Annotated in this window: 20 protein-coding genes and 1 tRNA gene; 6 read left to right on the top strand and 15 right to left on the bottom strand. The window is 69.1% G+C overall.

Features of this window, described 5'->3' with window-relative positions; translation table 11 throughout:
- Nucleotides 1-9: 9 nt before the first annotated feature.
- Complete coding sequence (locus tag ML539_RS13855; protein ID WP_243324820.1) at nucleotides 10-1,575, bottom strand: sigma 54-interacting transcriptional regulator; 1,566 nt, start codon at nucleotides 1,573-1,575, stop codon at nucleotides 10-12.
- Nucleotides 1,576-1,661: 86 nt separating this feature from the next.
- Between ML539_RS13855 and ML539_RS15595 the strand changes: the two genes are divergently transcribed.
- Nucleotides 1,662-4,193 (top strand): serine/threonine-protein kinase, encoded by a 2,532-nt coding sequence (locus ML539_RS15595; protein ID WP_279341663.1) that lies wholly within the window; start codon nucleotides 1,662-1,664, stop codon nucleotides 4,191-4,193.
- Nucleotides 4,194-4,197: 4 nt separating this feature from the next.
- Here ML539_RS15595 and ML539_RS13835 read toward each other — a convergent pair whose 3' ends face one another.
- Entirely contained in the window at nucleotides 4,198-4,944 is a 747-nt protein-coding gene (locus tag ML539_RS13835; RefSeq protein ID WP_243324818.1) for a lysophospholipid acyltransferase family protein, read from the bottom strand.
- A 45-nt stretch (nucleotides 4,945-4,989) separates the two neighbouring features.
- On the opposite strand from ML539_RS13835, the gene ML539_RS13830 reads away from it, so the two are divergent.
- Nucleotides 4,990-5,208, top strand: coding sequence for a hypothetical protein (locus ML539_RS13830; protein ID WP_243294919.1), 219 nt, complete (start codon nucleotides 4,990-4,992; stop codon nucleotides 5,206-5,208).
- 117 nt (nucleotides 5,209-5,325) lie between these two features.
- Here ML539_RS13830 and ric read toward each other — a convergent pair whose 3' ends face one another.
- The 4 genes from ric to ispG form a co-directional block, all read right to left on the bottom strand.
- Nucleotides 5,326-6,042: an iron-sulfur cluster repair di-iron protein gene (ric, locus tag ML539_RS13825; protein ID WP_243324815.1), complete on the bottom strand. Its 717-nt coding sequence runs from the start codon at nucleotides 6,040-6,042 to the stop codon at nucleotides 5,326-5,328.
- A 140-nt stretch (nucleotides 6,043-6,182) separates the two neighbouring features.
- Entirely contained in the window at nucleotides 6,183-8,639 is a 2,457-nt protein-coding gene (locus tag ML539_RS13820; protein WP_243324813.1) for an SIS domain-containing protein, read from the bottom strand.
- A 42-nt stretch (nucleotides 8,640-8,681) separates the two neighbouring features.
- Nucleotides 8,682-8,927, bottom strand: a complete 246-nt coding sequence (gene yidD, locus ML539_RS13815) for a membrane protein insertion efficiency factor YidD (RefSeq protein WP_347710769.1) — start codon at nucleotides 8,925-8,927, stop codon at nucleotides 8,682-8,684.
- A gap of 49 nt (nucleotides 8,928-8,976) precedes the next feature.
- Nucleotides 8,977-10,083 (bottom strand): flavodoxin-dependent (E)-4-hydroxy-3-methylbut-2-enyl-diphosphate synthase, encoded by a 1,107-nt coding sequence (ispG, locus tag ML539_RS13810; RefSeq protein WP_243324810.1) that lies wholly within the window; start codon nucleotides 10,081-10,083, stop codon nucleotides 8,977-8,979.
- A gap of 176 nt (nucleotides 10,084-10,259) precedes the next feature.
- Here ispG and ML539_RS13805 point away from each other — a divergent pair, with 176 nt between their 5' ends.
- The 3 genes from ML539_RS13805 to ML539_RS13795 all read left to right on the top strand — a co-directional run bounded on the left by ML539_RS13805 (nucleotide 10,260) and on the right by ML539_RS13795 (nucleotide 14,400).
- Complete coding sequence (locus ML539_RS13805; protein ID WP_243294925.1) at nucleotides 10,260-10,589, top strand: STAS domain-containing protein; 330 nt, start codon at nucleotides 10,260-10,262, stop codon at nucleotides 10,587-10,589.
- A gap of 4 nt (nucleotides 10,590-10,593) precedes the next feature.
- Entirely contained in the window at nucleotides 10,594-13,665 is a 3,072-nt protein-coding gene (locus ML539_RS15725; RefSeq protein WP_243324809.1) for a BamA/TamA family outer membrane protein, read from the top strand.
- Between the two features lie 510 nt (nucleotides 13,666-14,175).
- Nucleotides 14,176-14,400 carry a hypothetical protein gene (locus tag ML539_RS13795; protein WP_243324807.1) on the top strand — a complete coding sequence of 75 codons (225 nt, stop codon included), beginning with the start codon at nucleotides 14,176-14,178 and terminating at the stop codon, nucleotides 14,398-14,400.
- Between the two features lie 451 nt (nucleotides 14,401-14,851).
- Here ML539_RS13795 and ML539_RS13790 read toward each other — a convergent pair.
- The 9 genes from ML539_RS13790 to ML539_RS13755 all read right to left on the bottom strand — a co-directional run bounded on the left by ML539_RS13790 (nucleotide 14,852) and on the right by ML539_RS13755 (nucleotide 20,923).
- A tRNA-Val gene (locus tag ML539_RS13790) sits at nucleotides 14,852-14,926 on the bottom strand.
- Nucleotides 14,927-14,986: 60 nt separating this feature from the next.
- Nucleotides 14,987-15,145 (bottom strand): hypothetical protein, encoded by a 159-nt coding sequence (locus ML539_RS13785; protein WP_243324805.1) that lies wholly within the window; start codon nucleotides 15,143-15,145, stop codon nucleotides 14,987-14,989.
- 85 nt (nucleotides 15,146-15,230) lie between these two features.
- Nucleotides 15,231-15,353, bottom strand: a complete 123-nt coding sequence (locus tag ML539_RS15585; protein ID WP_279341662.1) for a hypothetical protein — start codon at nucleotides 15,351-15,353, stop codon at nucleotides 15,231-15,233.
- A 221-nt stretch (nucleotides 15,354-15,574) separates the two neighbouring features.
- Nucleotides 15,575-17,407, bottom strand: coding sequence for a glutamine--fructose-6-phosphate transaminase (isomerizing) (glmS, locus tag ML539_RS13780; RefSeq protein WP_243324802.1), 1,833 nt, complete (start codon nucleotides 17,405-17,407; stop codon nucleotides 15,575-15,577).
- A 128-nt stretch (nucleotides 17,408-17,535) separates the two neighbouring features.
- Nucleotides 17,536-18,360 carry a FliA/WhiG family RNA polymerase sigma factor gene (locus ML539_RS13775; protein WP_243324801.1) on the bottom strand — a complete coding sequence of 275 codons (825 nt, stop codon included), beginning with the start codon at nucleotides 18,358-18,360 and terminating at the stop codon, nucleotides 17,536-17,538.
- 77 nt (nucleotides 18,361-18,437) lie between these two features.
- Complete coding sequence (locus ML539_RS13770; protein ID WP_243324797.1) at nucleotides 18,438-19,307, bottom strand: MinD/ParA family protein; 870 nt, start codon at nucleotides 19,305-19,307, stop codon at nucleotides 18,438-18,440.
- 192 nt (nucleotides 19,308-19,499) lie between these two features.
- A complete protein-coding gene (locus tag ML539_RS13765; RefSeq protein ID WP_243324795.1) occupies nucleotides 19,500-19,871 on the bottom strand; it encodes a YraN family protein in 372 nt (123 codons plus the stop codon).
- A complete protein-coding gene (locus tag ML539_RS13760; protein WP_243324793.1) occupies nucleotides 19,858-20,349 on the bottom strand; it encodes a GNAT family N-acetyltransferase in 492 nt (163 codons plus the stop codon). Before ML539_RS13760 ends, ML539_RS13765 begins: the two co-directional genes overlap by 14 nt.
- A gap of 4 nt (nucleotides 20,350-20,353) precedes the next feature.
- Nucleotides 20,354-20,923 (bottom strand): hypothetical protein, encoded by a 570-nt coding sequence (locus ML539_RS13755; protein WP_243324791.1) that lies wholly within the window; start codon nucleotides 20,921-20,923, stop codon nucleotides 20,354-20,356.
- Nucleotides 20,924-20,980: 57 nt separating this feature from the next.
- Here ML539_RS13755 and ML539_RS13750 point away from each other — a divergent pair, with 57 nt between their 5' ends.
- Complete coding sequence (locus tag ML539_RS13750; protein WP_243324790.1) at nucleotides 20,981-21,151, top strand: hypothetical protein; 171 nt, start codon at nucleotides 20,981-20,983, stop codon at nucleotides 21,149-21,151.
- Nucleotides 21,152-21,155 lie beyond the last annotated feature (4 nt).

Genomic DNA, 21,155 nt, shown 5'->3' with positions numbered 1-21,155 from the left:
CCTAACCTATCACGATTCCTTGAAGTCCTTGGGCCTGAGGCCCAGCTTCTCCAGGCGCGAGAGCAGGGTGGAGGGGGCCAGGCCGGCGACCGCCGCCGCGCCGTCGGCGCCGGCGATCTTGCCGCGGGTGTGGTGGAGCAGCCGCTCCAGATAGGCCCGCTCCTGGGCCTCCCAGGTGTGGGGGCGCCCAGCTCTCTCCGCGCCTCCGCGCGCGGCCAGGGCGCCGGGGGGCAGCCGCAGCTCCCGGCCCGTCGAGAGGATGGCGGCCCGCTCGAGGACGTTGTTCAGCTCCCGCACGTTGCCGGGCCACGGGTAGGCCTGCAGCTGCTCCAGGAGCGGGGCCGGCAGGTGGATGGCCGCGCGGCGGTTCTCCCGGGCGAACTTGTCGAGGAAGCTCTCCGCCAGGGCGGCGATGTCGCCGGGCCGCTCGCGCAGGGGCGGGAGGTGAATGGGGAACACGCTGAGGCGATAGAAGAGGTCCTCGCGGAACCGCCCTTCGGCCACGGCCTTGCGCAGGTCCGTGTGGGTGGCGGCCACCAGGCGCACGTCCACCTTCCGGGGCTTCTCGGCGCCCAGCGGGTCGATCTCCTTCTCCTGGATGGCCCGCAGCAGCTTGGGCTGGAGGTCCAGGGGCAGGTCGCCGATCTCGTCCAGGAAGAGGGTGCCGCCGTCCGCCAGCTCGAACCTCCCCTTCCGCGCGGCCGCGGCGCCGCTGAAGGCCCCCTTCACGTGGCCGAACAGCTCGGACTCGATGAGCGTCGCGGGGAGGGCGCTGCAGTTTACCTTGATGAAGGGCCGCTCGCGGCGGGGCGAGAGATGGTGGAGGGTCTGGGCCACCTTCTCCTTGCCGGTGCCGGTCTCGCCGGTGACGAGCACCGTGGTCACCGTGGGGGCCACCTGCCTCAGCTGGTCGAGGATGGCGCGCATGGCGGGGCTCTCGGCCCGGAGGGGCTCCTGCAGGACATCCCGGCGCTGGACCTCCCGGAAGTAGCTGACCTCCTCGGCCAGGCTCCGCTCCCGTTCGGCCAGGCGGCCCAGGTACTCAGCCTGCTTGATGCCCAGCGCCAGCAGCGAGGCGAAGACGCCCACATGGTGCAGCACGCTCTCGGGGTACTGGCGGCAGACCATGGCATCCAGGGTCATGAGGCCGAAGGTCTCGCCCTGGCTGCGCAGGGGGGCCACCAGGCAGCTGTGGCCTCGGGGCATGTCGATGAGGCCATGGAAGGTGTCCTCGCCGGGATCATCCTCTTCGAAGGTGGCGGGCCTGGACCGGGCCTTGAGCGCGCTCAGCAGGCGGAGGTTGCCCCGGACGGGGATGAGGGCCTTCGCGAGCTGGGGCGTGGCCAGGGGACCCACGGCGTAGGCGACCCGGAGGACCTCCCCCTCCCGGAGCAGGACAGTGGCCAGATCGAAGGGCACCAGCTGGCCCAGACGCTCGAAGGCGTGGGCCACCATGCGCTCCGGCTCCTCGCCGAGGGTGAGGAGGGCACCTGCTTCCTCCACCAGCCGGGCTCCGGTGAGGGCGGTCTCGAGATCCAGTGCGGCCACGGGCACCTCCCGTTTGATTCTCGACATTTCGAGAATCCAGTCAAGCCGCCGACCTGGGGCTAATCCCTCGCCTAGTCCGATCGGTATACTGCCTTACCTCCGCAAGGACGCGCTTGACCCCTGACGCCTCTCATTTCGGTTCCTACCGTCTGCTGGCCCGGCTGGGCGAAGGCGCCATGGGCGAGGTCTGGAAGGCCCTGGACCTGCGCCTCGAGCGGGAAGTGGCCCTCAAGATCCTCAAGGATGCCGACGATCTGCGCCGCAAGGCGCTCATCGGCGAGGCCAAGCTGGCCTGCCAGCTCAATCACCCCAACATTGCCCACATCTACGACGCCGGGGAGGTGGACGGAATCCCCTACATCGCCATGGAGCTGGTGGAGGGGCAGACCCTCCGCACCCTGGTGGGCCACCCCTTGGATGGGGGCGCCCTCCAGGACCTGGCGCGCCAGGCGGCCTCGGCCCTCTTCCATGCCCACCAGAAGGGGATCGTCCACCGCGACATCAAGCCCGAGAACATGCTCCTCACGGACGACGGCCAGCTCAAGATCCTGGACTTCGGCATCGCGCGTCGCGGGGTCGAGGACCTCCCCGTGGGCCAGACCTCCCACCACATGACCCTGGTGGAAAGCACGGCGCCGGGCTACAGCCAGGGGACGCCAGCCTACATGAGCCCTGAGCAGGCCAACGGCCAGCCGCTCACGGGCCAGTCCGACCAGTTCAGCCTGGGCGTGGTGCTCTACGAGCTGGCCACGGCGACTCACCCCTTCCGCCGGGCCAGCCTGGTGGACACGCTCTACGCGGTGACGCGGGATGAGCCTCGGCCCCTGTCGGACCTGCGGCCTGACCTGTCTCGCACCCTCCAGGACGCCATCCATCGCCTGATGGCCAAGTCCGCCAAGGACCGCTTCCCCAGCCTGCAGGCGCTGGCCGCCGGACTAGCCGAGGACAACCCGACTGCCACGGTCCCGCACCTCAGCCTGTCGGCGGTGCGGATCCAGCGGACCCGGCGCCGACGGCTGCTGGTGTCGGCCGCGTTGGTGCTGGTGGTGGGAGGGGTCGTCGGCGGGCTGCTGGTGCGCCGGGCCCTGGCCACGGGGCTGGGCGAAGCGCGGCGGGCCTCCCGGGTGGATTTCACCAGGGGCCGGCGCGTGGTGGCCATCCTGCCCCTGGAGCAGCTGCAGCCCGATGCGGAGCATGCCTGGCTCAGCAACAGCTTCGCCGACGCCATGGCCTACGGGCTCGTCCGGCGGGAGGACATGCTGGTGGTGGACCGCCTGCGGGTGGTGGAGGCCATGAACCAGCTGGGCGACACGCCGGGTCAGGCCCCGAAGGCCCTGGGCGAGCTGGGGCGCCAGCTCAAGGCCGAGCTGCTGGTGCTGGGCAGCTTCCAGGTGGTGGGTGGGCAGATCCGCATGGGCGTCCGGGTGGTGGACGCCGTCCACGGGGCCACCACACACCAGTTCCAGCTGGACCGTCCCGTGGGCGACCTCCTGAAGATCGAGGACGAGCTGCAGCAGCGCCTCCCGCAGGAGATGGGCCTGGCGGGCGAGGCTGGCGCGCCCAGGATCCAGGCCCGGAACCCCCGCACCCGTGAGCTCTATACCAAGGCGCAGCAGGTGCTCACCGAGGGCAACCAGGATTCGGTCCAGCTGGCCAACTCGCTGCTGCAATCGGCCATCGAGATCGAGCCGGATTATGCGCCGGCGCGCGCCGAGTATGCCTGGACCCTGGCGGAGCTGGGCGCCACCCGCGCCCTCAGCCAGGGGCGCTTCGCGGAGGGGCAGGCCCTGCTGCGCCAGGGGAAGGCGGCCGCCGAGGCCGCCATCACCCTGGATCCCGGCGCCTCGCAGGCCTACCGGGCGCTGGGCTCCATCCTCCTGCGCCTGGGGGATCTGGAGGGCGCCAGCCGGTCGGCGCTCCAGGCCGTGCGCCTCGATCCCGCCGACCACCGCGCCTACGACGTGCTGGCAGACGTCTTCGCAGGGCTGGAGGGGGCGGACAACCACGCTGCGGCCCGCCGCTACTTCGAGAAGTCCCTGGAGCTCTTCCCGGAGGGCTGGCAGGCCCACCATCGCTACGGGGTGCTGCTGCAGAACGAAGGCGACCTGGCGGCGGCGCTCCAGCACGCGGATCGCGCCATCGCCCTGCGTCCCGCGGCCGAGTACGCCTATGTCACCGCCGCCGACGCGCTGCTGTGGATGGGCCGGTCGGCGGAGGCCGAGCTCCGGCTGCGGGCGGGCCTCCGGGAAGTGCCGGGCTCCAACGTGCTGCGCAGCCTCATGGTCTATGCGGCCTGGGACCTGCAGGACACCGGCACCGCCGAAGGCTACCTGCGGGAGCTGGAAGGGGCCTGGCCTCCGGACCACTCCAACACCGTCCTGCTGGCGGGGCTGAAGAAGGCCCTCGCCGGGGAGGGTGCCGTGGCCCTGGCGGGATTCGAAGCCTATCGGCAGAAAGTCCTCGCTTCGGATCTGTTGGCCAAGAAGCACAACGAGCGGCGGGTGCTCTCGGTGAACCTCTATTTCATGGCCCGCATGGCCGCGAAGCTGGGGAACGCGGCCGAGGCCCGGGGCCTCCTGGAGCTGGCGGACCGCCTGCATCCCGGCAAGCGCCGGGTCGCCCAGCAGGACCCCGTCTTCCGCTGAGCGGTCAGAGCGCCTTCCTGGCCTCGGCCATGAGCGCCTCGATGCGGCCGCGGACCTCAGTCATGAGGGCCTCCCGGTCGGCGAGCGCCGCAGGATCCACCGGCTCGCCCAACGCCACCACGTACTTGCCCGGGCGGAGGCGGAGGCTTCCCGGCGGCAGCACTTCCCGGCCGCCCACAGTGGCCATGGGCACGATGGGCACGCCGGCGTCCATGGCCAGGGCGAAGCCGCCCTTCTTGAAGGGGAGCATCTCGCCGGTGCGGCTGCGGGTGCCTTCCGGGAAGATCACCACGTTCTTGCCACCCCGGATCTCCTCGGTGGCCTCGCGGATGCTCCTGATGGCCCGTTCCCGGTCGCGGCGATCAATGAAGATCACGCCCGCCACCCAGGCCGCCCAGCCCACGAAGGGGAGGTACTTCACCTCCTTCTTGGCGATGTAGACCGCCGGCACCGGCAGGATTCCGATGAGCACCGGGGGATCCAGCTGGCTCTCGTGGTTCGACATGAAGATCACGGGCTGGCGTCCCTCCCGGACGGCTTCCGGCAGCCGGTCCCAGCCCGTCAGGGCCAGCGGGATCCGGCAGAACCAGCCCAACCCCTTGGCGTAGAGCGGCCCGATGCCGAAAAAGGCGCGGCGGCGCCCGAGGAAGGGAACGGCCAGCAGGATGCCGAGGACGACGACCGGCACCAGGACCATGCCCCAGACCGCCATCACAACTGCGCCCCATCCTGTGTTTCGCCAGTTGGCCACGATGCCCCTCCGTGATATTCAACCTATCAGTTCCGGAGGTTTCCCGTGGGCATCACCGAGCAGATCCTGGCTGATCACGCCACGCGGAAGGACCACGACGGCGTCACCTGGTTCACCGCGGAAGACCTGGCGCGCCTGGGCATCCACGACCGCCTCTTCACCGTCATGCAGAACGTCCAGCACACCCTGCGACTGCGGAAGGCCCGACAGGTGGTCGAAAGCCACGGCTGCACGGACCGGTGGAGCCTCGAAGACACGCACTGATCCGGCTCCACGCCCAAATAGCAAAGGGCCACCGCCAAGGCACCAAGGCACCAAGAAAAGAGAAGGCGATTCTTGGTGGTCTTGGTGCCTTGGTGGTGAAACGCTCTTTTACGGACTTCAGGCCTGGACGCCAGCCTCCATGGCCAAGGCGCGGGGATGGAGGACCTGGTTCTCCAGGTAGATGTGCAGGTGCAGGTCCCGCTCCATGGTCTCCAGGCCGTCGTAGAGGGCCCGGAAGGTGTTGCAGCCGTCGGCGGGCACGGTGTAGCTGTCCGTGAGCTCCCGCAGCTCGGCCAGCAGGGCACCCACGGCCTCGTGCTCCATCTCCATGACGCGGATGGGGCTCTGGACGCTCCCGAAGCAGGAGGAGCCTGAGGCACCCTGCTCCATCTGGGTGATGTAGGGGAAGAGGATCTGCTCTTCCTTCATGAGGTGGGGCATGAGGTCCGCGGCCAGGGCCTGGAAGATCTCGCCCACGCGGGCCAGCTCGCCGTGGTTTGGACCGTGGGCCCGCAGGACTTTGCCCATGAGCATGTCCAGGCGGGGCAGCTCCTCGCGGAGGTAGTCGTGGTGGGTGGTCACGATGTGCTGGATGAGCTCCGCCAGGGAGGCCCGGGTCCAGTCCTGCAAGGAGGGCACGCCGGCCGCGGGGGGCTCGAGGGTGGCCAGGTCCGCCATGACCTTCGCCGCATCCTGCTTCGCCAGGTCGCAGGCCTCGCCGAGGCTGCGGTGGCCCCCGCAGCAGTAGTCGATGCCCAGACGCTCGAAGTAGCGCATGGTCTCGGGACGCGCCATCACCAGCTCGCCCACCTTGGTGTCCAGTTCCACGTTCATGACGGCTCCTCCGGCGGGGACCCTCCCCTGGCTCCCAAGATGGGGCCTCCGGGCCGTGAGGGAAGTCACATCTTGACTAAAAAGGTCAAATTTTCTTAAATAACTCGAACGTCACATTCAAAATGTTGATTGTGTTTTATTTAGTCCACCGTGATGGACTTCGACACATTCTTCGGGGCGTCGGGGTGGACGCCATGGTCCGCCACGGCCAGCCGGTCCAGGTATTCCATCTTCAGCACGGACATGCGGAAGGCCAGGCGCTGGAGGGCCACGGTGGCGGCGAAGACGAAGAGGTTGGCATCGCCGTTGGGGGGCACCTCGATGTACTTGGACCAGTAGCGGTCCTGGCCCATGGGCTTGCCGGAGACGGCCAGGGCCAGCTCGGGGTTCTTCTCGGCGATGAGGAGGATGTCCGCGCCGCGGATCTTGTGGGTGTGGATCTGGCTGATGGTGATGCGCACGTCCCGCTCCTCGGCGGGGCACACGAAGAGCAGCGGGTAGTTGGAGAAGCGCGTCTCCACCAGCTCCGGCCAGGCCTGGAGGGCCTCGATGCCGCCGGCGAAGGGGCGGCCGTCCCGGTGCTGCTCGTAGACCTCCAGCAGGCCCGCCAGGTCCTGGATGGAGAACAGCGTGTTCTTCCCGAGGATGGTGTTGGGTCCGTGCTTGAACTCGGCGGCGTCGTAGCCCTCGGCGTGGTTGAGCACCACCTCGCGGATCTTGAGGGCGCCCTCCCGGGCCAGGCCGATGAGGCCTGTGCCCAGGATGTGCAGCGACGGTTCCAGGTAGAGGCGCCGGGCGGCGTCCTCCACATCGGCCTCGCAGCGGCGCAGGGTCTCGGCGATGAGGTCCTTCGCGCGCTCCAGGTTGGCGGCGATCTTGCGCTCGGTGAGCGAGAAGGAGGCCGCCAGCACGTAGAGGATGGCCACCTGGTTCAGGAAGCTCTTCGTGGCGGCCACGGCGATCTCGGGGCCGCAGAGGATGGGCAGGTAGAACTCGGAGAGCTCCTGGGGGATGCGGCTGTTCTCGTTGTTCACCAGCGCGATGCGGCGCAGGGCCGGTACGCGGGCGAGCACGTCCTGGAATATATCCACCAGGTCCTTGGTCTCGCCGGACTGCGTGATGCCGATGAGCAGGTCGTGGGGCTGGACCGCATTCAGGTACATGGACCGGAACTGCCCCGGGTTGCAGGGGAAGACGGCCACGCCCGCCAGGTTGTTGAAGAAGGTGGCCGCCACCAGGGCCGCGTGGTACGAGGTGCCCGAGGCCACCAGGAAGACGCGCCCGCCCTCCTTCTGGGACTCGCGGATGGCCTGCACCAGCTCCTGGAGGTGGCGGGTGACCCGGCGCCGCTTCTTCCACACGAAGAGCAGGTCATAGAGGGCCAGGGCCGAGGCGGCCGAGGGCTCCAGGCGGCCCAGGTCCACCAGCAGCTGGCGCTCGTCGGAGACCGGCTGGCCGTGGGCGCGCAGGACGTCCGCGTGGGGCTCCACCCGGGCGGCCAGCTCCCGGTGGACGGGATCCGCCAGCAGGGCCTCGAAGGCCTTCCGCAGGGCCGCCTCCTCCGGCGCCTCGTACAGGGCCAGGACCTTGGCCACCAGGGCCTTGCAGAGGTCCTGGCGGTCCTCGAAGGCTGCGAAGAGGCCCTCCGTCCCCGCATCGCGGAAGTAGTACCGCAGCACCTCGTCCAGGTTGTCCGGGGCCGAGGCGATCTCCTGTTCCATGAAGTAGTGGTAGGGGGCGCGAAGCCCCGTGTCGCGCACGTTGAGCTTGGAGCGCTTGGGCCGCGGCATGGAGAAGGCCAGCTCCTTCCCCAGGGTGAACACCAGGTACTCGCGCTCCGTGAACCAGAGGCCCTCGCCCTCGGAGAGGGGGATGAGCATGCGGGTCTTGGAGAGCACGGAAGTCAGGTCGCTGGAGACCACCACGAAGTCGCCGTGGGCGTCGCTTCCGATGCCCGCGTAGAGGGACGAGCCCGACTTCACGGCCACCACGCCGGGTACTTTCGGATCGGCGAAGGCGGCGGCGTAGGAGCCTTCGGCTCGGGCGTCGGCCTTGCGGGCGGCATCGATGAGGAGGAAGGCGCCGTCGGGGATGCCTTCCGTCAGCCCCGCGGCGGCATAGGCCGCGCGGCAGGCGGCCAGGGTTGGACCGGGGTCCGCCAGGTTGGCGGCGTAGGCGTCCTCGGTGAGGTGGGTGATCATCTCGCCGTCGTTGTCGGATTTCACCGCATGGCCCTGGGCCGTGAGGGCCGGCTTCAGCGCGTCCGTGTTGGAGATGTTGCCGTTGTGGGCGCCCACCATCTCCACCTTGCAGCGCACATGGTGGGGCTGGCTGTTCACGTCGGTCACGGCGCCGTAGGTGGCCCAGCGCACCTGGCCGATGAAGCGCTGGCCCGGCTGGCGGTCGATGCCCAGCTCGGGCACCACCCGGCTGGGGGCGCCCACTTTCTTGAGGAGGGTGATGGCGCCGTCCGCGCCGATGAAGGAGGCGCCCGTCGAGTCGTAGCCACGGTATTCCAGCCGCTTCAGCAGCTCCCCGGCCTCGTGGCCCATGGCCGCGACTTCAGACGCATAGCAGAGCGACACGATTCCACACATGACGGAGCCTCCCAACCCTCCATCCTGAGATGGACGGAGGGTTTAGGGAACCGGATCGATCCCGCCATCCGTCAGGGGCGAGCAGCGGATGAGGCGCCAGGTGGTGAGGAGCCCGCCGCGGAGGGTTCCGTATTTCTGGATGCAGCCCAGGCCGTAGTGGCTGCAGGTGGGGGTGTACTTGCACTGGGTGGGCAGGTGGCTGGACAGCGTGGCCTGGTAGGCGCGGATGGCGCCCCGGCAGACCCAGGCGGAGGGCTGGAAGCGCACGGGCAGGAAGGCCTCCAGCATCAGGTAGAGCCCGAAGGCCGCCAGTGGGTGGGCCGCCAGCCAGTCCAAGCTACGCCTTCGCCGCATCCGCTTCGGCCTTGACCTTGCGGGCTTCCTCCAGGAAGGCGGGGACCAGGTCCTCCTCCTTCACCTTCCGGATGAGCTCGCCCTTGCGGTAGATGAGGCCCTCGCCCGCGCCGCCGGCCACGCCCAGGTCGGCGTCCTTGGCCTCGCCGGGCCCGTTCACCACGCAGCCCATGACGGCGTAGGTGATGTTCTCGTGGTTGATGGCCTTGAGGCCCTCCTCGATCTCATTGGCCACGCGGTTGAGGTCGATCTGGACGCGGCCGCAGCTGGGGCAGCTCACCATGCGGAAGCCGCCGGTGCGCAGGCCCAGGGAGCGCAGCAGCTCGTGGCCCACGCGGCACTCGTCCTCGCCGTCGCCGGTGAGCGAGACGCGGATGGTGTCGCCCAGGCCCTCGGCCAGGAGGATGCCCATGCCCGCGCTGGAGCGGATGGTGCCGCCGAAGGGGGTGCCGGCCTCGGTGATGCCCAGGTGGAAGGGGTAGTCCACCTGTTTCGCCAGCAGTCGGTAGGCCTGCACGGTGCGGATGACGTCGCTGGCCTTGAGGCTGATCTTGATGTCGCGGAAGCCCTCTCGCTCCAGCACCTCGATGTGGCGCAGGGCGCTCTCCACCATGGCCTCGGGCGTGGCGGTGCCGAACTTCTCCAGCAGGTCCTTCTCCAGGCTGCCGCCGTTGACGCCGATGCGGATGGGAATCCCCTTGGACCCGGCCTTGTCCACCACGGCCTTCACGCGGTCCTGGCCGCCGATGTTGCCGGGGTTGATGCGCAGGCAGGCGGCGCCGCCGTCCGCGGCCACCAGGGCCAGGCGGTAGTCGAAGTGGATGTCGGCCACCACGGGGATGGGGCTGCGGTCGCAGATCTCGTGGAAGACCTCGCCGGCCTTCTTGGTGGGCACGCTCACGCGGACGATCTCGCAGCCGGCGTTGGCGTAGTTGTAGATCTGCTGGACCGTGGCCTCCACGTCCCGGGTGTCCGTCTTGGTCATGCTCTGGACGGTGATGGGGGCGTCCCCGCCCACCGGCACCTTTCCCACCAGGATCTGGCGGGTCTTCCGGCGGGGGGCGAGGGGCTGGAGTTCCTGGTCGGACATGGGGCCTCGAGGTCAAAGAATCCAGTGTACCCACCTATGCACCCTCCGGGCCCGGCCCGGGACAGTGCTGGAGGCCCGGGGCCGCCCCATGCCGGAGGATTCCATGCGCCCGTGGGCTTGCGCTGAGCCTTGGAAGGCTTGCTACACTGGCCCCTCACCCCGAGGCTCTCATGATCATGAACTCACGCAATCACAACGACGTGCTGATCCTATACCCCGAGGGAAAGATCACCCTGGGTGATGGCGATCAGGAACTGGGCGAAGCGGTCCGCACCTCGCTTACCAATGGCTCCCGCAAGATCGTGATCAACTTCAGCAAAGTGAGCTACCTGGATTCCTCAGGCGTGGGCGAGCTGGTGGGCTGCTACACCTCCATCAAGGGCAAGGGCGGCGAGCTGCGCATCTGCGGCATGAGCGGCAAGATCTTCAGCCTCATCAAGATGACCAGCCTGCACTCGGTCTTCGAAGTGAAGGACACCGAGGAAGAGGCCCTGGCCGGATTCTGAGGCGGTGCGTCCCCGCGCCGCCCTCGGGTGCAGCCTCCTGGCCCTGGCTCCCCTCGTGGGTCAGGAGGCTGCGTCCGCCCGCGCGGTGACGACGATCCGGATCGAGGGGGGAAGCGCTGATGACCAGCGCTTCGCGCAGGCCGCCCTGGGATTGAAGCCCGGGCAGATGGTGGATCCGGCGACCTTCCAGCAGGCCCTGGCCGCCGTGCGCCTGGTGGATCGCTACCGCACGGTGGAAGGGACCTTCGGCGGGAACGGCGAGGTGCTCCTGCGCCTGGACCCGTTGCTGCCCATGGAGACCTGGCGCTGGGAGGGGGATCCTCTGCCAGCCGACCTGCGCAAGACCCTCCTGCCGGACGTGCGGAAGGGGCAGCGGCTGGGGCCCCAGCGCCTGGTGTTGCTGGAACGCGGCGTTGAACAGCGCCTGAGGGAGGCCGGGTACCGGCAGGCCGATGTGAAGGCCGTGGTGGACGAGGGGGGCCGGCAGCTTCACCTGATCCTCAGCCTCGGGGCCCCGCGGCTCATCCAGGAGGTGCGCCTGGAGGGCGATCCGGCACCGTACACACGGGAATACCTGCTGAAGGTCGCGGGCATCACGCCCGGTCGCACGCACTGGACCCCGATCGTCCAGCGGGAGGCCCAGCGGCGCCTGCGCCAGCGGCTGGTGAAGGACCGCCGCATGGAGGGCTCCATCCGCCTCGCGCCCGCGGACGGAGAGGGCAGCGTCCTTGTGCTGGAGATCAAGCCAGGACCGAAGGTCACCCTGAAGGCCAAGGGGATGGACCTGCTCGGCCCCGTGCTCTGGGGGCGCCCCCGGCTGCTGGAGTTCGTTCCCCTGGCCCGGGCCGAGCGCTATTCGCCGAGCGTGCTGGACGAGGGAGACGGGCGGATCGCCGCCTACTACCGGGACCAGGGCTATCCCGAGGTCAAGGTGTCCCACGAGCGCGTCGTGACGGCGGGAACTGCCGAGCGGCCCGAGGCCGTGACCATCACCTACACGGTGGAGACCGGTCCCAGGCGCGTCCTGGGCACCGTGCGCTTCGAGGGGAACCACGAGCTGTCCGATGCGGAGCTGTCGCGGGCCGTGAGTCTTCCCAAGCGGTTCCTCTTCCTGCCGCCGCACGCGAAATCCGAGGCCATGAAGGCTCTGGAGGACCGCCTCACGGCCCACTACCTCCAGCGCGGATTCCCCGAGGTGCAGGTCCGCCGTCGCGTCGAAGTCGGGAAGGGTGGCGTGGTGGACGTGCGCCTCATCATCCGAGAAGGATCCCGGCGGTTCCTCGATGCCCTCGTGCTGGAGCTTCCGTCCGATCCCGCCTTTCCCAGGGAGCGCCTGGAACGGAGTCTGCTGCTCGCGCTGGCGGACCACCCGGTGTCCGTCCGGGGCACCCCACGCTACCGGTCGGACCGGAGGAACCTCCAGGGATTCGAAGGCACCCTCGAGACCACGCCCGAGGGCGCGCGCCTGACCTTCAAACCCTCGCTGCCCCTGGTGCGCAACGATCTGGCCCTGGTGGTCTCCGACCTCCGCCAGCGCCTCTCTTCGGTGGGATCGGCCAACCCGCAGGCCAAGATCTCCTTCGAGGACGATGAGATCCACCCCGTGGTGCGCATCCAGGTGCCCGCCCAGCCGCTCGACCGCACGCGCCGCCTGGTCGTGCAGGGCAGCGACCGGACCCGCGCCGAGGCGGTGCTGCGCGAATCGGGGCTTGCCCCGGGTATTCCCCTGAACCCGGCGAAGCTGGACGAGGGCCAGGTCCAGCTCGGCGGCCTCGGGGCCTTCCAGCGGGTGGACCTGCTCACCATGAAGGACCTTCCGGGCCAGGAGAGCCAGCCCTGGGAGCGCGGGGATCTGGCCCTGCGCCTCCAGGAACGCAGCCCCTGGGTGTTCACCGAATCTTTCGGCTACGACAAGACCCAGGGCTACCACTTCGGCTTGAATGCCCAACGCCTCAACGTGGGCGGCATGGGCCGGGCCCTCGACTTCGGTCTGCGGGCCGGGGACCAGACCCTGGACAGCCCCTTCCTGCGGAAGGCCTTCCCGACGGGTGAGATCAAGCGATCCGTCGACAGCTACAGCATCGGCTACACCGACCCATGGTTCCTCCCCGGCTCGCTGGACACGCTGCTGGCCCCACGCACACGCTTCCGGGCGGAGGGCGCCTACATCGAGGAGGCCCAGGCGGCCTTCTTCGCCCGCCGGCGCCGCTTCACGCCCAGCCTGGAGTGGAAGATCAGCCCCGTGCAATCCGTGCAGCTCGGCTACCGCTTCGAGCGCGTGGAGGTGGCCTCCAACACCGACAGCAACGGCGTGCCCCTGCTCGCGGACCAGGATCTCTTCCTCCTGGCGCGCACGCCGGCCCGGAGCATCATCTCGGCCCCCTACCTGCAGGTGGTCGTGGACCGCCGGGACAAGCCCTTCGATCCCACCCAGGGGACCTTCTTCTTCGGCCGGCTGGAACTGGCGAACCAGGTTTTCGGCACCTCGATCAACAGCAGCTTCGTGAAGCTGGATCTGCGCCACCAATGGAACTGGCCCATGGGCTTCCATGCGGAGAACGGGGTGGTCATGGCCAGCGTCCGGCTGGGGCTGGCCCGTCCCACCGCGCAATCGGCCAAGGACCTGCCGCTGTCTGAGCGGTTCTTCGGCGGGGGGTCCTTCACGGTGCGTGGCGTGGAGCCGGACATGCTGGGCGACGTCCGGCGCACGGATTCCCTGGGCAACCTGCTGCCCCAACCCATCCCGCTCGGAGGTCAGGGGCTGGCGGTCGTGAACCTCGAGTACCGCTTTCCGCTGTTCGGCATGCAGAGCGTCTGGGCCGAGGTCTTCCTCGACAGCGGCCAGGTCTACCGGAGCCTCACCGCCGAGACCGATCCCGTCACCCTCCAGCGGATTCCGCCCTCCTTCCCGCCTCTCCGCACCACCCTCGGGGTGGGCCTGATCCTGAAGCTGGGCATCCCCCTCAAGCTCGAGTACGCCGCCGACTGGAAGCGCATCATGGGGCGCCCGCGCACCCAGGACGAACGCGACACCCAGCTCAAGAGCCTGCTGATCTCGGCCGGATTCCAGTTCTGACCGACCGCCGGGTGACGGAGTGGACGACTTGATGTCGTCCACGGAGTCGGGCCCCGGCGAGGAGGTCATGCCATGCGACCGCCGGGGCGAAGCCCTGACGGGTCGCGAGGGACGCTGCGAGGCAGCGTTCCGAGCGGGGCCCCCGTCGGGCTGAGCATCGTGTCCGGGTGGGGCGGGCTGCCTGGTGGGGATCCACGGAGTCGGGCCCCGGCGAGGAGGTCATGCCATGCGACCGCCGGGGCGAAGCCCTGACGGGTCGCGAGGGCTGAGCATTGTGTCCGGGTGGGGCGGGCTGCCTGGTGCGGAGATCACCGTTCGGCCGCCAAAATCAACCGTTCACCTCTTTTTTCTGCATGAGGATGAGTCGCGGCCCATATTGACGACCCTCGTTTCGGGTTCTTCCATGGCCATTCGCACGGTCCTGGATGACCCAGTCCTTCGATCGCCGCTGTCGCGAACGGGTTGCGGCCATGGCGGCGCCCCCAGGCAACCCGGTTTCAGGAGGACCCCATGCTGTCCAAAGCCGCCCTGGATTTCCTGCTTCGCCTGACGGACTGGTTCCATGGCCACTGGGAGGATCCCGAGTGGGGGAAGCGTCCCACCACCCAGATCCTCATCGCGCTGGCGCTCCGCGACCTGGCCACCGGTCTCCATGACGCGGAGTCCCGTGGGCAGATCCAGGCCGCTGCCGACAAGGTCATCGCGAAGAACGGCCAGGCCATGAGCCGGGCCTGACTGCCCAAGTGTCCACAGCGCTTCATCGGGGTGGTCTCGAACCGGCGCGCGGCTGGCCCCGCGGCCAAGCGGCTCCGACGCGCCACGGGCGCGTCTCCACCGGGCCGCTACCGGGCCGCCGCTGCTTCTCGGCGGTCCGAGACCGCCCGGTTGGAGATACAGAAAAGGCCGCTTGTCAGCGGCCTTCAGTGGTTGGCGCGGGCGGTCTCGACCATTCGACCGCAGCGGAGCGGAGGGAGGATAGGACGGAATCCGCAGAGCGGATTGCCGCCCGAAGGGCGAGGGGCGGAGCCCCGAGTCAGCATGTGTCCGGCTGGGCACGGGGCCTGATCGTCTCCGGCGCTCCACTGGAGCGCCTCCGCCGGGCCCCTAGCTGCCCGCCGGACTTTCTCGGCGGTCCGAGACCGCCCGATTGGAGATACAGAAAAGGCCGCTTGTCAGCGGCCTTCAGTGGTTGGCGCGGGCGGTCTCGAACCGCCGACCCCTACCGTGTCAAGGTAGTGCTCTACCCCTGAGCTACGCGCCAGCGCGAAGCTCTATCTTAGCGGAACGGGGGCGGCTGTCGAGCCTCCAGGCGGGGCGGGGGTCAGCGGTTCCAGTACCAGAGCAGCAGGGCGGCCACGGTGCCGAGGATCACCAGGGTCCACTCGGCGGCGTAGGGATGATCCAGGGTGAACCGGGCGAGGGGCACCTGGGGATGAACGTGGGGATGGCCATGAGGATGGGGGTGGGCGTGGGTGGTCATGGGAACCTCCGATCCTGAGGACCACGGTCCATGCCCAACATGGGTCGCGAACTTGCCCAGCGCCATCCAAACCCTCCGGAAAGGGTCAATGGTGAACGTGGGCGGCCGGCCAGAAGAGCCAGGCGAACAGGGCCCCGATCAGGATCAGCAGCCAATCGATCGAGGGGTCGTGCGTGAAGTCGTGGCGGCGGAGGAAGTGGGCGGCCATGGCAGCCTCCATCCAGGGGACACCCGTCCACAGGTGAGGATGGGTCCGGGCCCTGGCGGGCGCTGTGACTTTCCTGGAACTTCGGGCCTGGCTATTCGACCGTCACGCTCTTGGCCAGGTTGCGCGGTTGGCCCACGTCGCAGCCGGACCGACCGCCGGGTGGCAGAGCAGGCTCCGGGGGAGCCTGCGGCGCCGGGCCCCCGGCAGGGAGGGCCATAACCTCACTCCACGGTGACGCTCTTGGCCAGGTTCCTGGGCTGGTCCACGTCGCAGCCTCTCAAGACCGCGATGTGGTAGGCCAGCAGCTGGAGGGGCACGGCGTAGACGATGGGGGCCAGCCAGGGGTGGACGGCGGGCAGCTCCAGCACGTCCTCGGCGATGCCCGTGAGCCCGGTGTCGCCCTCGGTGACCAGGGCCAGGATGCGGCCGTCGCGGGCCGCGGCCTCCTGGAGGTTGCTGAGGGTCTTCTCGCGGTGGGCGTCATGGGGCATAAGGGCCACCACGGGCAGGGTCTTGTCGATGAGGGCGATGGGGCCGTGCTTCATCTCGCCGGCCGGGTAGCCCTCGGCGTGGATGTAGGAGATCTCCTTCAGTTTCAGCGCCCCTTCCAGGGCGATCGGATAGCAGGGGCCACGGCCCAGGTAGAGGAAGTCCGTGGCGTCCTTCCAGCGCTGGGCCCACTGGATGATCTGGGGCTCCAGGCTGTTGAGGCGCTCCAGGTGGGCGGGCAGCTCCCGCAGGCCCTGGAGCAGTTCCGCCTTGAGCACGGCATCCACGGTGCCCTTGGCTTCGCCCAGCTTCAGGGCCAGCAGGGTGAGCACGGCGAGCTGGGTGGTGAAGGCCTTGGTGGAGGCCACGCCGATCTCCGGGCCCGCGTGGGTCAGGATGGTGGCTTCGGCCTGGCGGGTGGCGGTGGAGCCCATGACGTTGCAGACGGCCAGGGTGCGGGCGCCGCGGGCGGCGGCCTCCTTCATGGCGGCCAGGGTGTCGGCGGTCTCGCCGCTCTGGGTGATGCCGATGAGGAGCGTGCCCGGCTGGATCACGGGCTCGCGGTAGCGGTACTCGCTGGCGTAGTCGACTTCCACGGCCACGCGGCTGAGCTGCTCGATGAGGAACTTGCCCACCAGGCCCGAGTGCCAGCTGGTGCCGCAGGCCACGATGTGGATGCGGTTGAGGTCCGCCAGCTCCTCGGCGCTGAAGGGCAGGTCCAGGGGGATGGCTTCGGCATCCAGGGGGAGCCGGTTCAGCAGGGTGTTTGAGAGGGCCTGGGGCTGCTCGAAGATCTCCTTCTGCATGAAGTGCTTGTGGCCGCCCTTCTCTGCGGCGATGGGATCGTAGGGGATGGTGTGGACGGGGCGGTGCGCCTCGCTGCCGTCCAGGCGGAAGATGCGGGCGCCCTCGCGGGTCAGCTCCACCAGGTCGCCGTCCTCCAGGAAGATCACGCGTCGGGTATGGGGCAGGAGGGGCACCACGTCCGAGGCCAGGAACGTCTCGCCCTCGCCCAGACCCAGCACCAGCGGGGGGCCGCTGCGGGCGGCGAGGATGCGATCCTGGTCCGAGGCCTGGAGGCAGGCCAGGGCATAGATGCCCCGCATGCGGCCCACGGCCTCGCGGAAGGCTTCGGGGAAGGTCATGCCGTGCTTCATCAGGTGGGACACCATGACGGGGAAGCACTCGGTGTCCGTCTCGGAGCGGAAGGTCTCGCCGGCGGCCTTCAGCTCGGCCCGCAGCTCCAGGAAGTTCTCGAAGATGCCGTTGTGGACGGCCACCACCTGCCCGTCGCTGCTGCGGTGGGGATGGGCGTTCTCCTCCGTGGGCCGGCCGTGGGTGGCCCAGCGGGTGTGGCCGATGCCCAGGGGCGTGGGATCCGACAGATCCACCTTCTGCGCGAGGTTGGCCAGCTTGCCCGAGGCCCGGATGACGCGGAAGCCATCCTTGGGGTCCGACAGGGCCACGCCCGCGCTGTCATAGCCCCGGTATTCCAGGCTTCTCAGGCCGTTCACCAGGATGCCCGCCGCGCCCTGCTGGCCGATGTATCCGACGATGCCGCACATGTCGACCTCCGTTCCAATCCGCGTTCACCTTAGCGCGCACGACCAGCCGGACCAATGTGGTGGGAGGGCCACGGGCTGCGGTGGGCCCGGAACCACAGGCTGTGGCGCCAGCGCCACGCCGGGCCCCGTCACCCCCGGATCTGCTTCTCCAGCAGCTTGCTGCGGAGCTGCAGCATGGCCTTGGTGTGCAGCTGGGAAACCCGGGATTCCGTGATGTTCAGGAGGATCCCGATCTCCTTCATGGTCAGCTCGTCGAAGTAGTAGAGCTGGACCACGAACTTCTCCTTCTTGGGACGCCCCTCGATGGCCGACTGGAGGATGTCCTTGATCTCCGCGGTCTGGAAGACTTGGTGGGGGTCCTCCGCGTCCGGATCCGGCACGAAGCTGATGAGGCTTTCGCCTTCACCGTCCTCGCCTGCCTCCACGAAGGTGCCGAGGGTGACACCCTTGAGCTCATCCAGGTTCTTGTGCAGCTCGTCCAGGGGAATGCCCAGGTGGTGCGCCACCTCCTCGTCCGAGGCCGCCCGGCCCTTCTGCTGCTCGATGAGCCGGTAGGCGGTCTCGATGTCCTTCTTCTTCCGCCGGAGGCTGCGGGGAACCCAGTCCAGATCCCTCAGGCCGTCCAGGATGGCGCCCTTGATCCGAAGCTCCGCGTAGGTCTTGAACTTGATGTTGCGGGTGGGCTCGAACTTCTCGATGGCGTCCATCAGGCCCAGGATGCCGCTGTTGATGAGGTCGTCCAGCTCCACGTGGGAGGGTAGGCGCGAGGCGATGCGGTGGGCCACGAACTTCACCAGGGGCACGTAGTCCTTGATGATCTGCTCGCGGTTGTCCCGGTCGAAGACTTCCGGTTCGCCGTCGTCCTCGGCGGTGGAGGCTTCGGATTCCTTCGCCCGCTCGCTGGCCGCCAGCAGGGCCGCCCAGGGGCGGAGGGCGGCGGGGGCCGACGCCATGGCGCGGGCGATTTCGTCATCGGTCGATGGACCGAAATCGGGAGGCTCATGGTCAGGAATCACGACCATCCAAGTTCCTAGGGTGCGTCACCGGGCGCGGGCAGCTTCCAGAATGCCGCAAAGTCCCCGACCTGCAAGGACGTTTGACTCAGCAGTTGCCGGACGATGACGCCGAAGGCCCGGGCGGCGGGGCAGTCTGGGAAGAGCTCCACTACACCTCGCTGCTGGCGCACCGCCTGGAGGATGTGGGGATCGTGGGGGATCATGCCCAGCACCTGGAGTCGCTTGCCCAGGAACCGTTCCGTGGCCTCCTGGAGCTGGTCGATGGTCTCCTGGGCCTCGTCGGCGCTGTGGCCGTTGTTCACCAGCAGCCACAGCGGCTTCGAAGGCTCGCGCAGGTGCAGCACCTTCACCATGGCGTAGGCGTCCACCAGGCTGGTGGGCTCGGGTGTGGCCACGAGGATGACCTCCTGGGCCGCCAGGAGCAGCTTGAGGACCGATTCGTGGATGCCGGCGGCCGTGTCGATCAGCAGCCAATCCACCGTCTCCGCCACCCGTTGGAGGCCCTGGACCAGGCGCAGCTCGCTCAAGGTGTCGAGGCGGGTCAGCTCCTGGAGGCCGCTGCCTGTGGGCAGAATCTGCACACCCATCGGTCCCTGGACGAGGATCTCCTCCAACACCTTTTCGCCGCGCAACACGTGCTCCAGCGTGTACTTAGGCGAGAGGCCCAGGAGGATGTCGAGGTTGGAGAGGCCGAAATTGGCATCCATGACCACCACCCGCTGGCCCTGCCGGGCCAAGGTCATGGCCAGGCCGGCGGTGACGTTGCTTTTCCCCACCCCGCCCTTGCCGGAGGTGATGGCCACGACCCGGGCGGCGAACATGGGCGCCTCGCTGCCCTGGCCCAGAGGAAGGCTGCGGAGCCGGGGAACCGGGTGGTCGCTCATGCGGACGCCCCGGCCTGCTCCGGCGGAAGGCCGAAGGCGGCTGAGCCCGACCGACGGGCCGAGCGGGCCCGTGATGGAAGCAGACAGTCCTGGAAGGTCAACATACCGACACCCGGTGGGTGTGGGGCGAGGGTTGTGCCACGGGGACCGGGTCCCGGAGCCGGGCGCCCGGAGCGCAGGTTCCGGGTGGCCTCAGGGCCGGAGCTTGAGGGCGTCCCAGCGCTCCGGCGGATGGAAGCGGCACCGCAGGCCGGCCCAGCTCACCCGCTGGAAGGTGACCTGCCCGGGCCAGGGCACCCGGTCGAGCCAGGCGCGGAAGGCCTGTTGGAGACGCAGGCGCTGTTCGGGCTCCAGGGCCGTGTCGGCGCCCACCCAGGCGCCGGGCCGCCGGGCCTTCACCTCCAGCAGGCGCAGCTCCGGCCCGCGGCTCAGGAGCAGGTCCAGCTCGTAGCGGCCGAGCTTCTGCCGCCAGGCCACCAGGTCCCAGCCCCGGGCCCAGAGCAGCCAGAGCGTCAGCCGTTCGGCCCGAAGGCCAAGGCGCCGGGCCGCCTCACCGCGTCGCACGGGGGAGGTCCAAGGTGTAGAACACGGTATCCACGGGCATGCGAGGGAAGTCCGGGGGCAGTTCCTCCGGCTCCGTGCGCTGGAACCCGTTGCGCTCATAGAAACGGTGGGCGGCCCCCATGTGGGGGAGGGTGCCCAGCCAGAGGCCCGGGATGGCGTGGTTCCAGGCGTGGTCGAGCAGGGTGTCCAGCAGGGCCTGGGCCAGCCCGCTGCCGCGATGATCCCTGTGGAGGAACATCTTCCGCAGGGCGCCACCGCTTCCGAAATCGATGAGGCCGAGCGTCCCCACCACATGGCCCTCCGCGAGGCCCACCCAGAATCCACCCCGGCCCGCCTGGTAGACCTCGGGGATCCGCGCCAGATCCGGCTGGTCCCGGGCGGTGATGGGCACGCCGAACTCGATCTGCTGGATGGGGAGGATCAGGTCGAGCACCTGGTCCTCGAGGCCCGCCTGGAAGGGCTGGATCAGGAAGGGCATGGCGCTACTCGTCCCGCCGGGGCAGCAGCAGGCTGCGCTGGACGCGCTCGAGGTTGCCGTGGAGGCGCACGATCTTCCAGGCGAGGATCATGGCGTAGCCCAGCCAGACCCAGAGGATGCGCGGATCCACAGGCGTGCGCTTGAGCACCTCCGTGCCCAGGTCCAGGCGCAGGCCCTGGAGGAACCAGGTGACCGCGCCGAAGGCGATGATGAGGTGCCCCCAACGGATCCAGAAGGGCCGCAGCCCCTCCTTCACCTTCCAGCGCAGGAGCAGCCAGCGGTCGAAGCGGTCGCTCTTCTCCTCGGCGAAGTGCAGGGCCAGGAGCTGGTCCACGAGGGGCGCGTAGCGGTGCACCTTCAGCTCCTGGATCTCCTCTTCGCCGTTCAGCTTGCGGAGGAAGGCGCTGCGGATCTTCCCGATGCACTCCTCCCAGGGCGCCTCCTCGCGGTGGAGGGAGAGGTGCAGGCGCACCAGCCCCACCCAGAGCAGGGCCTGGGCCAGCAGCACGGCCCACAGGGACCAGCCCTGCCAGCCCTGGGTGCGGACGAGATCGAGGAAGCGGGTGAGATCCATGCGGGGAGTGTACCGCTATCCTTCGGGAGCCGGCCCGGGGGCCGGAGGGAGGCTCCCATGGCGGAGGATCTGAAGACGGCGTCGGCCTGGGCCAAGGATCTGGGCGTGCCCGAGAAGAAGCTCAAGGAGGCCTTCAAGGCCGCCGGCATCGCGCCCGACGCCAAGAAGGGGGTCTGCGCCTACTACGCCAAGGCCTCCGCCGAGAAGGCGAAGAAGATCATCCAGTAGCCCG

Origin of the sequence: Geothrix sp. SG200, from assembly GCF_022808935.1 — a bacterium.
Lineage (GTDB): Bacteria > Acidobacteriota > Holophagae > Holophagales > Holophagaceae > Geothrix > Geothrix alkalitolerans.
The sequence above is the reverse complement of the archived record's forward strand: the minus strand, read 5'-3'. Positions and strand labels throughout refer to the sequence as shown.

Bases quoted from the DNA above. Each gene is read 5' to 3' on its own strand.
- ML539_RS13855 (WP_243324820.1), bottom strand. From the start codon at position 1,575: ATGTCGAGAATCAAACGGGAGGTGCCCGTGGCCGCACTGGATCTCGAG.
- ric (WP_243324815.1), bottom strand. From the start codon at position 6,042: ATGAACGTGGAACTGGACACCAAGGTGGGCGAGCTGGTGATGGCGCGT.
- ML539_RS13820 (WP_243324813.1), bottom strand. From the start codon at position 8,639: ATGTGTGGAATCGTGTCGCTCTGCTATGCGTCTGAAGTCGCGGCCATG.
- yidD (WP_347710769.1), bottom strand. From the start codon at position 8,927: ATGCTGGAGGCCTTCCTGCCCGTGCGCTTCCAGCCCTCCGCCTGGGTC.
- ispG (WP_243324810.1), bottom strand. From the start codon at position 10,083: ATGTCCGACCAGGAACTCCAGCCCCTCGCCCCCCGCCGGAAGACCCGC.
- ML539_RS13805 (WP_243294925.1), top strand. From the start codon at position 10,260: ATGAACTCACGCAATCACAACGACGTGCTGATCCTATACCCCGAGGGA.
- ML539_RS13795 (WP_243324807.1), top strand. From the start codon at position 14,176: ATGCTGTCCAAAGCCGCCCTGGATTTCCTGCTTCGCCTGACGGACTGG.
- ML539_RS13785 (WP_243324805.1), bottom strand. From the start codon at position 15,145: ATGACCACCCACGCCCACCCCCATCCTCATGGCCATCCCCACGTTCAT.
- ML539_RS15585 (WP_279341662.1), bottom strand. From the start codon at position 15,353: ATGGCCGCCCACTTCCTCCGCCGCCACGACTTCACGCACGACCCCTCG.
- glmS (WP_243324802.1), bottom strand. From the start codon at position 17,407: ATGTGCGGCATCGTCGGATACATCGGCCAGCAGGGCGCGGCGGGCATC.
- ML539_RS13775 (WP_243324801.1), bottom strand. From the start codon at position 18,360: ATGGCGTCGGCCCCCGCCGCCCTCCGCCCCTGGGCGGCCCTGCTGGCG.
- ML539_RS13770 (WP_243324797.1), bottom strand. From the start codon at position 19,307: ATGAGCGACCACCCGGTTCCCCGGCTCCGCAGCCTTCCTCTGGGCCAG.
- ML539_RS13760 (WP_243324793.1), bottom strand. From the start codon at position 20,349: ATGCCCTTCCTGATCCAGCCCTTCCAGGCGGGCCTCGAGGACCAGGTG.
- ML539_RS13755 (WP_243324791.1), bottom strand. From the start codon at position 20,923: ATGGATCTCACCCGCTTCCTCGATCTCGTCCGCACCCAGGGCTGGCAG.
- ML539_RS13750 (WP_243324790.1), top strand. From the start codon at position 20,981: ATGGCGGAGGATCTGAAGACGGCGTCGGCCTGGGCCAAGGATCTGGGC.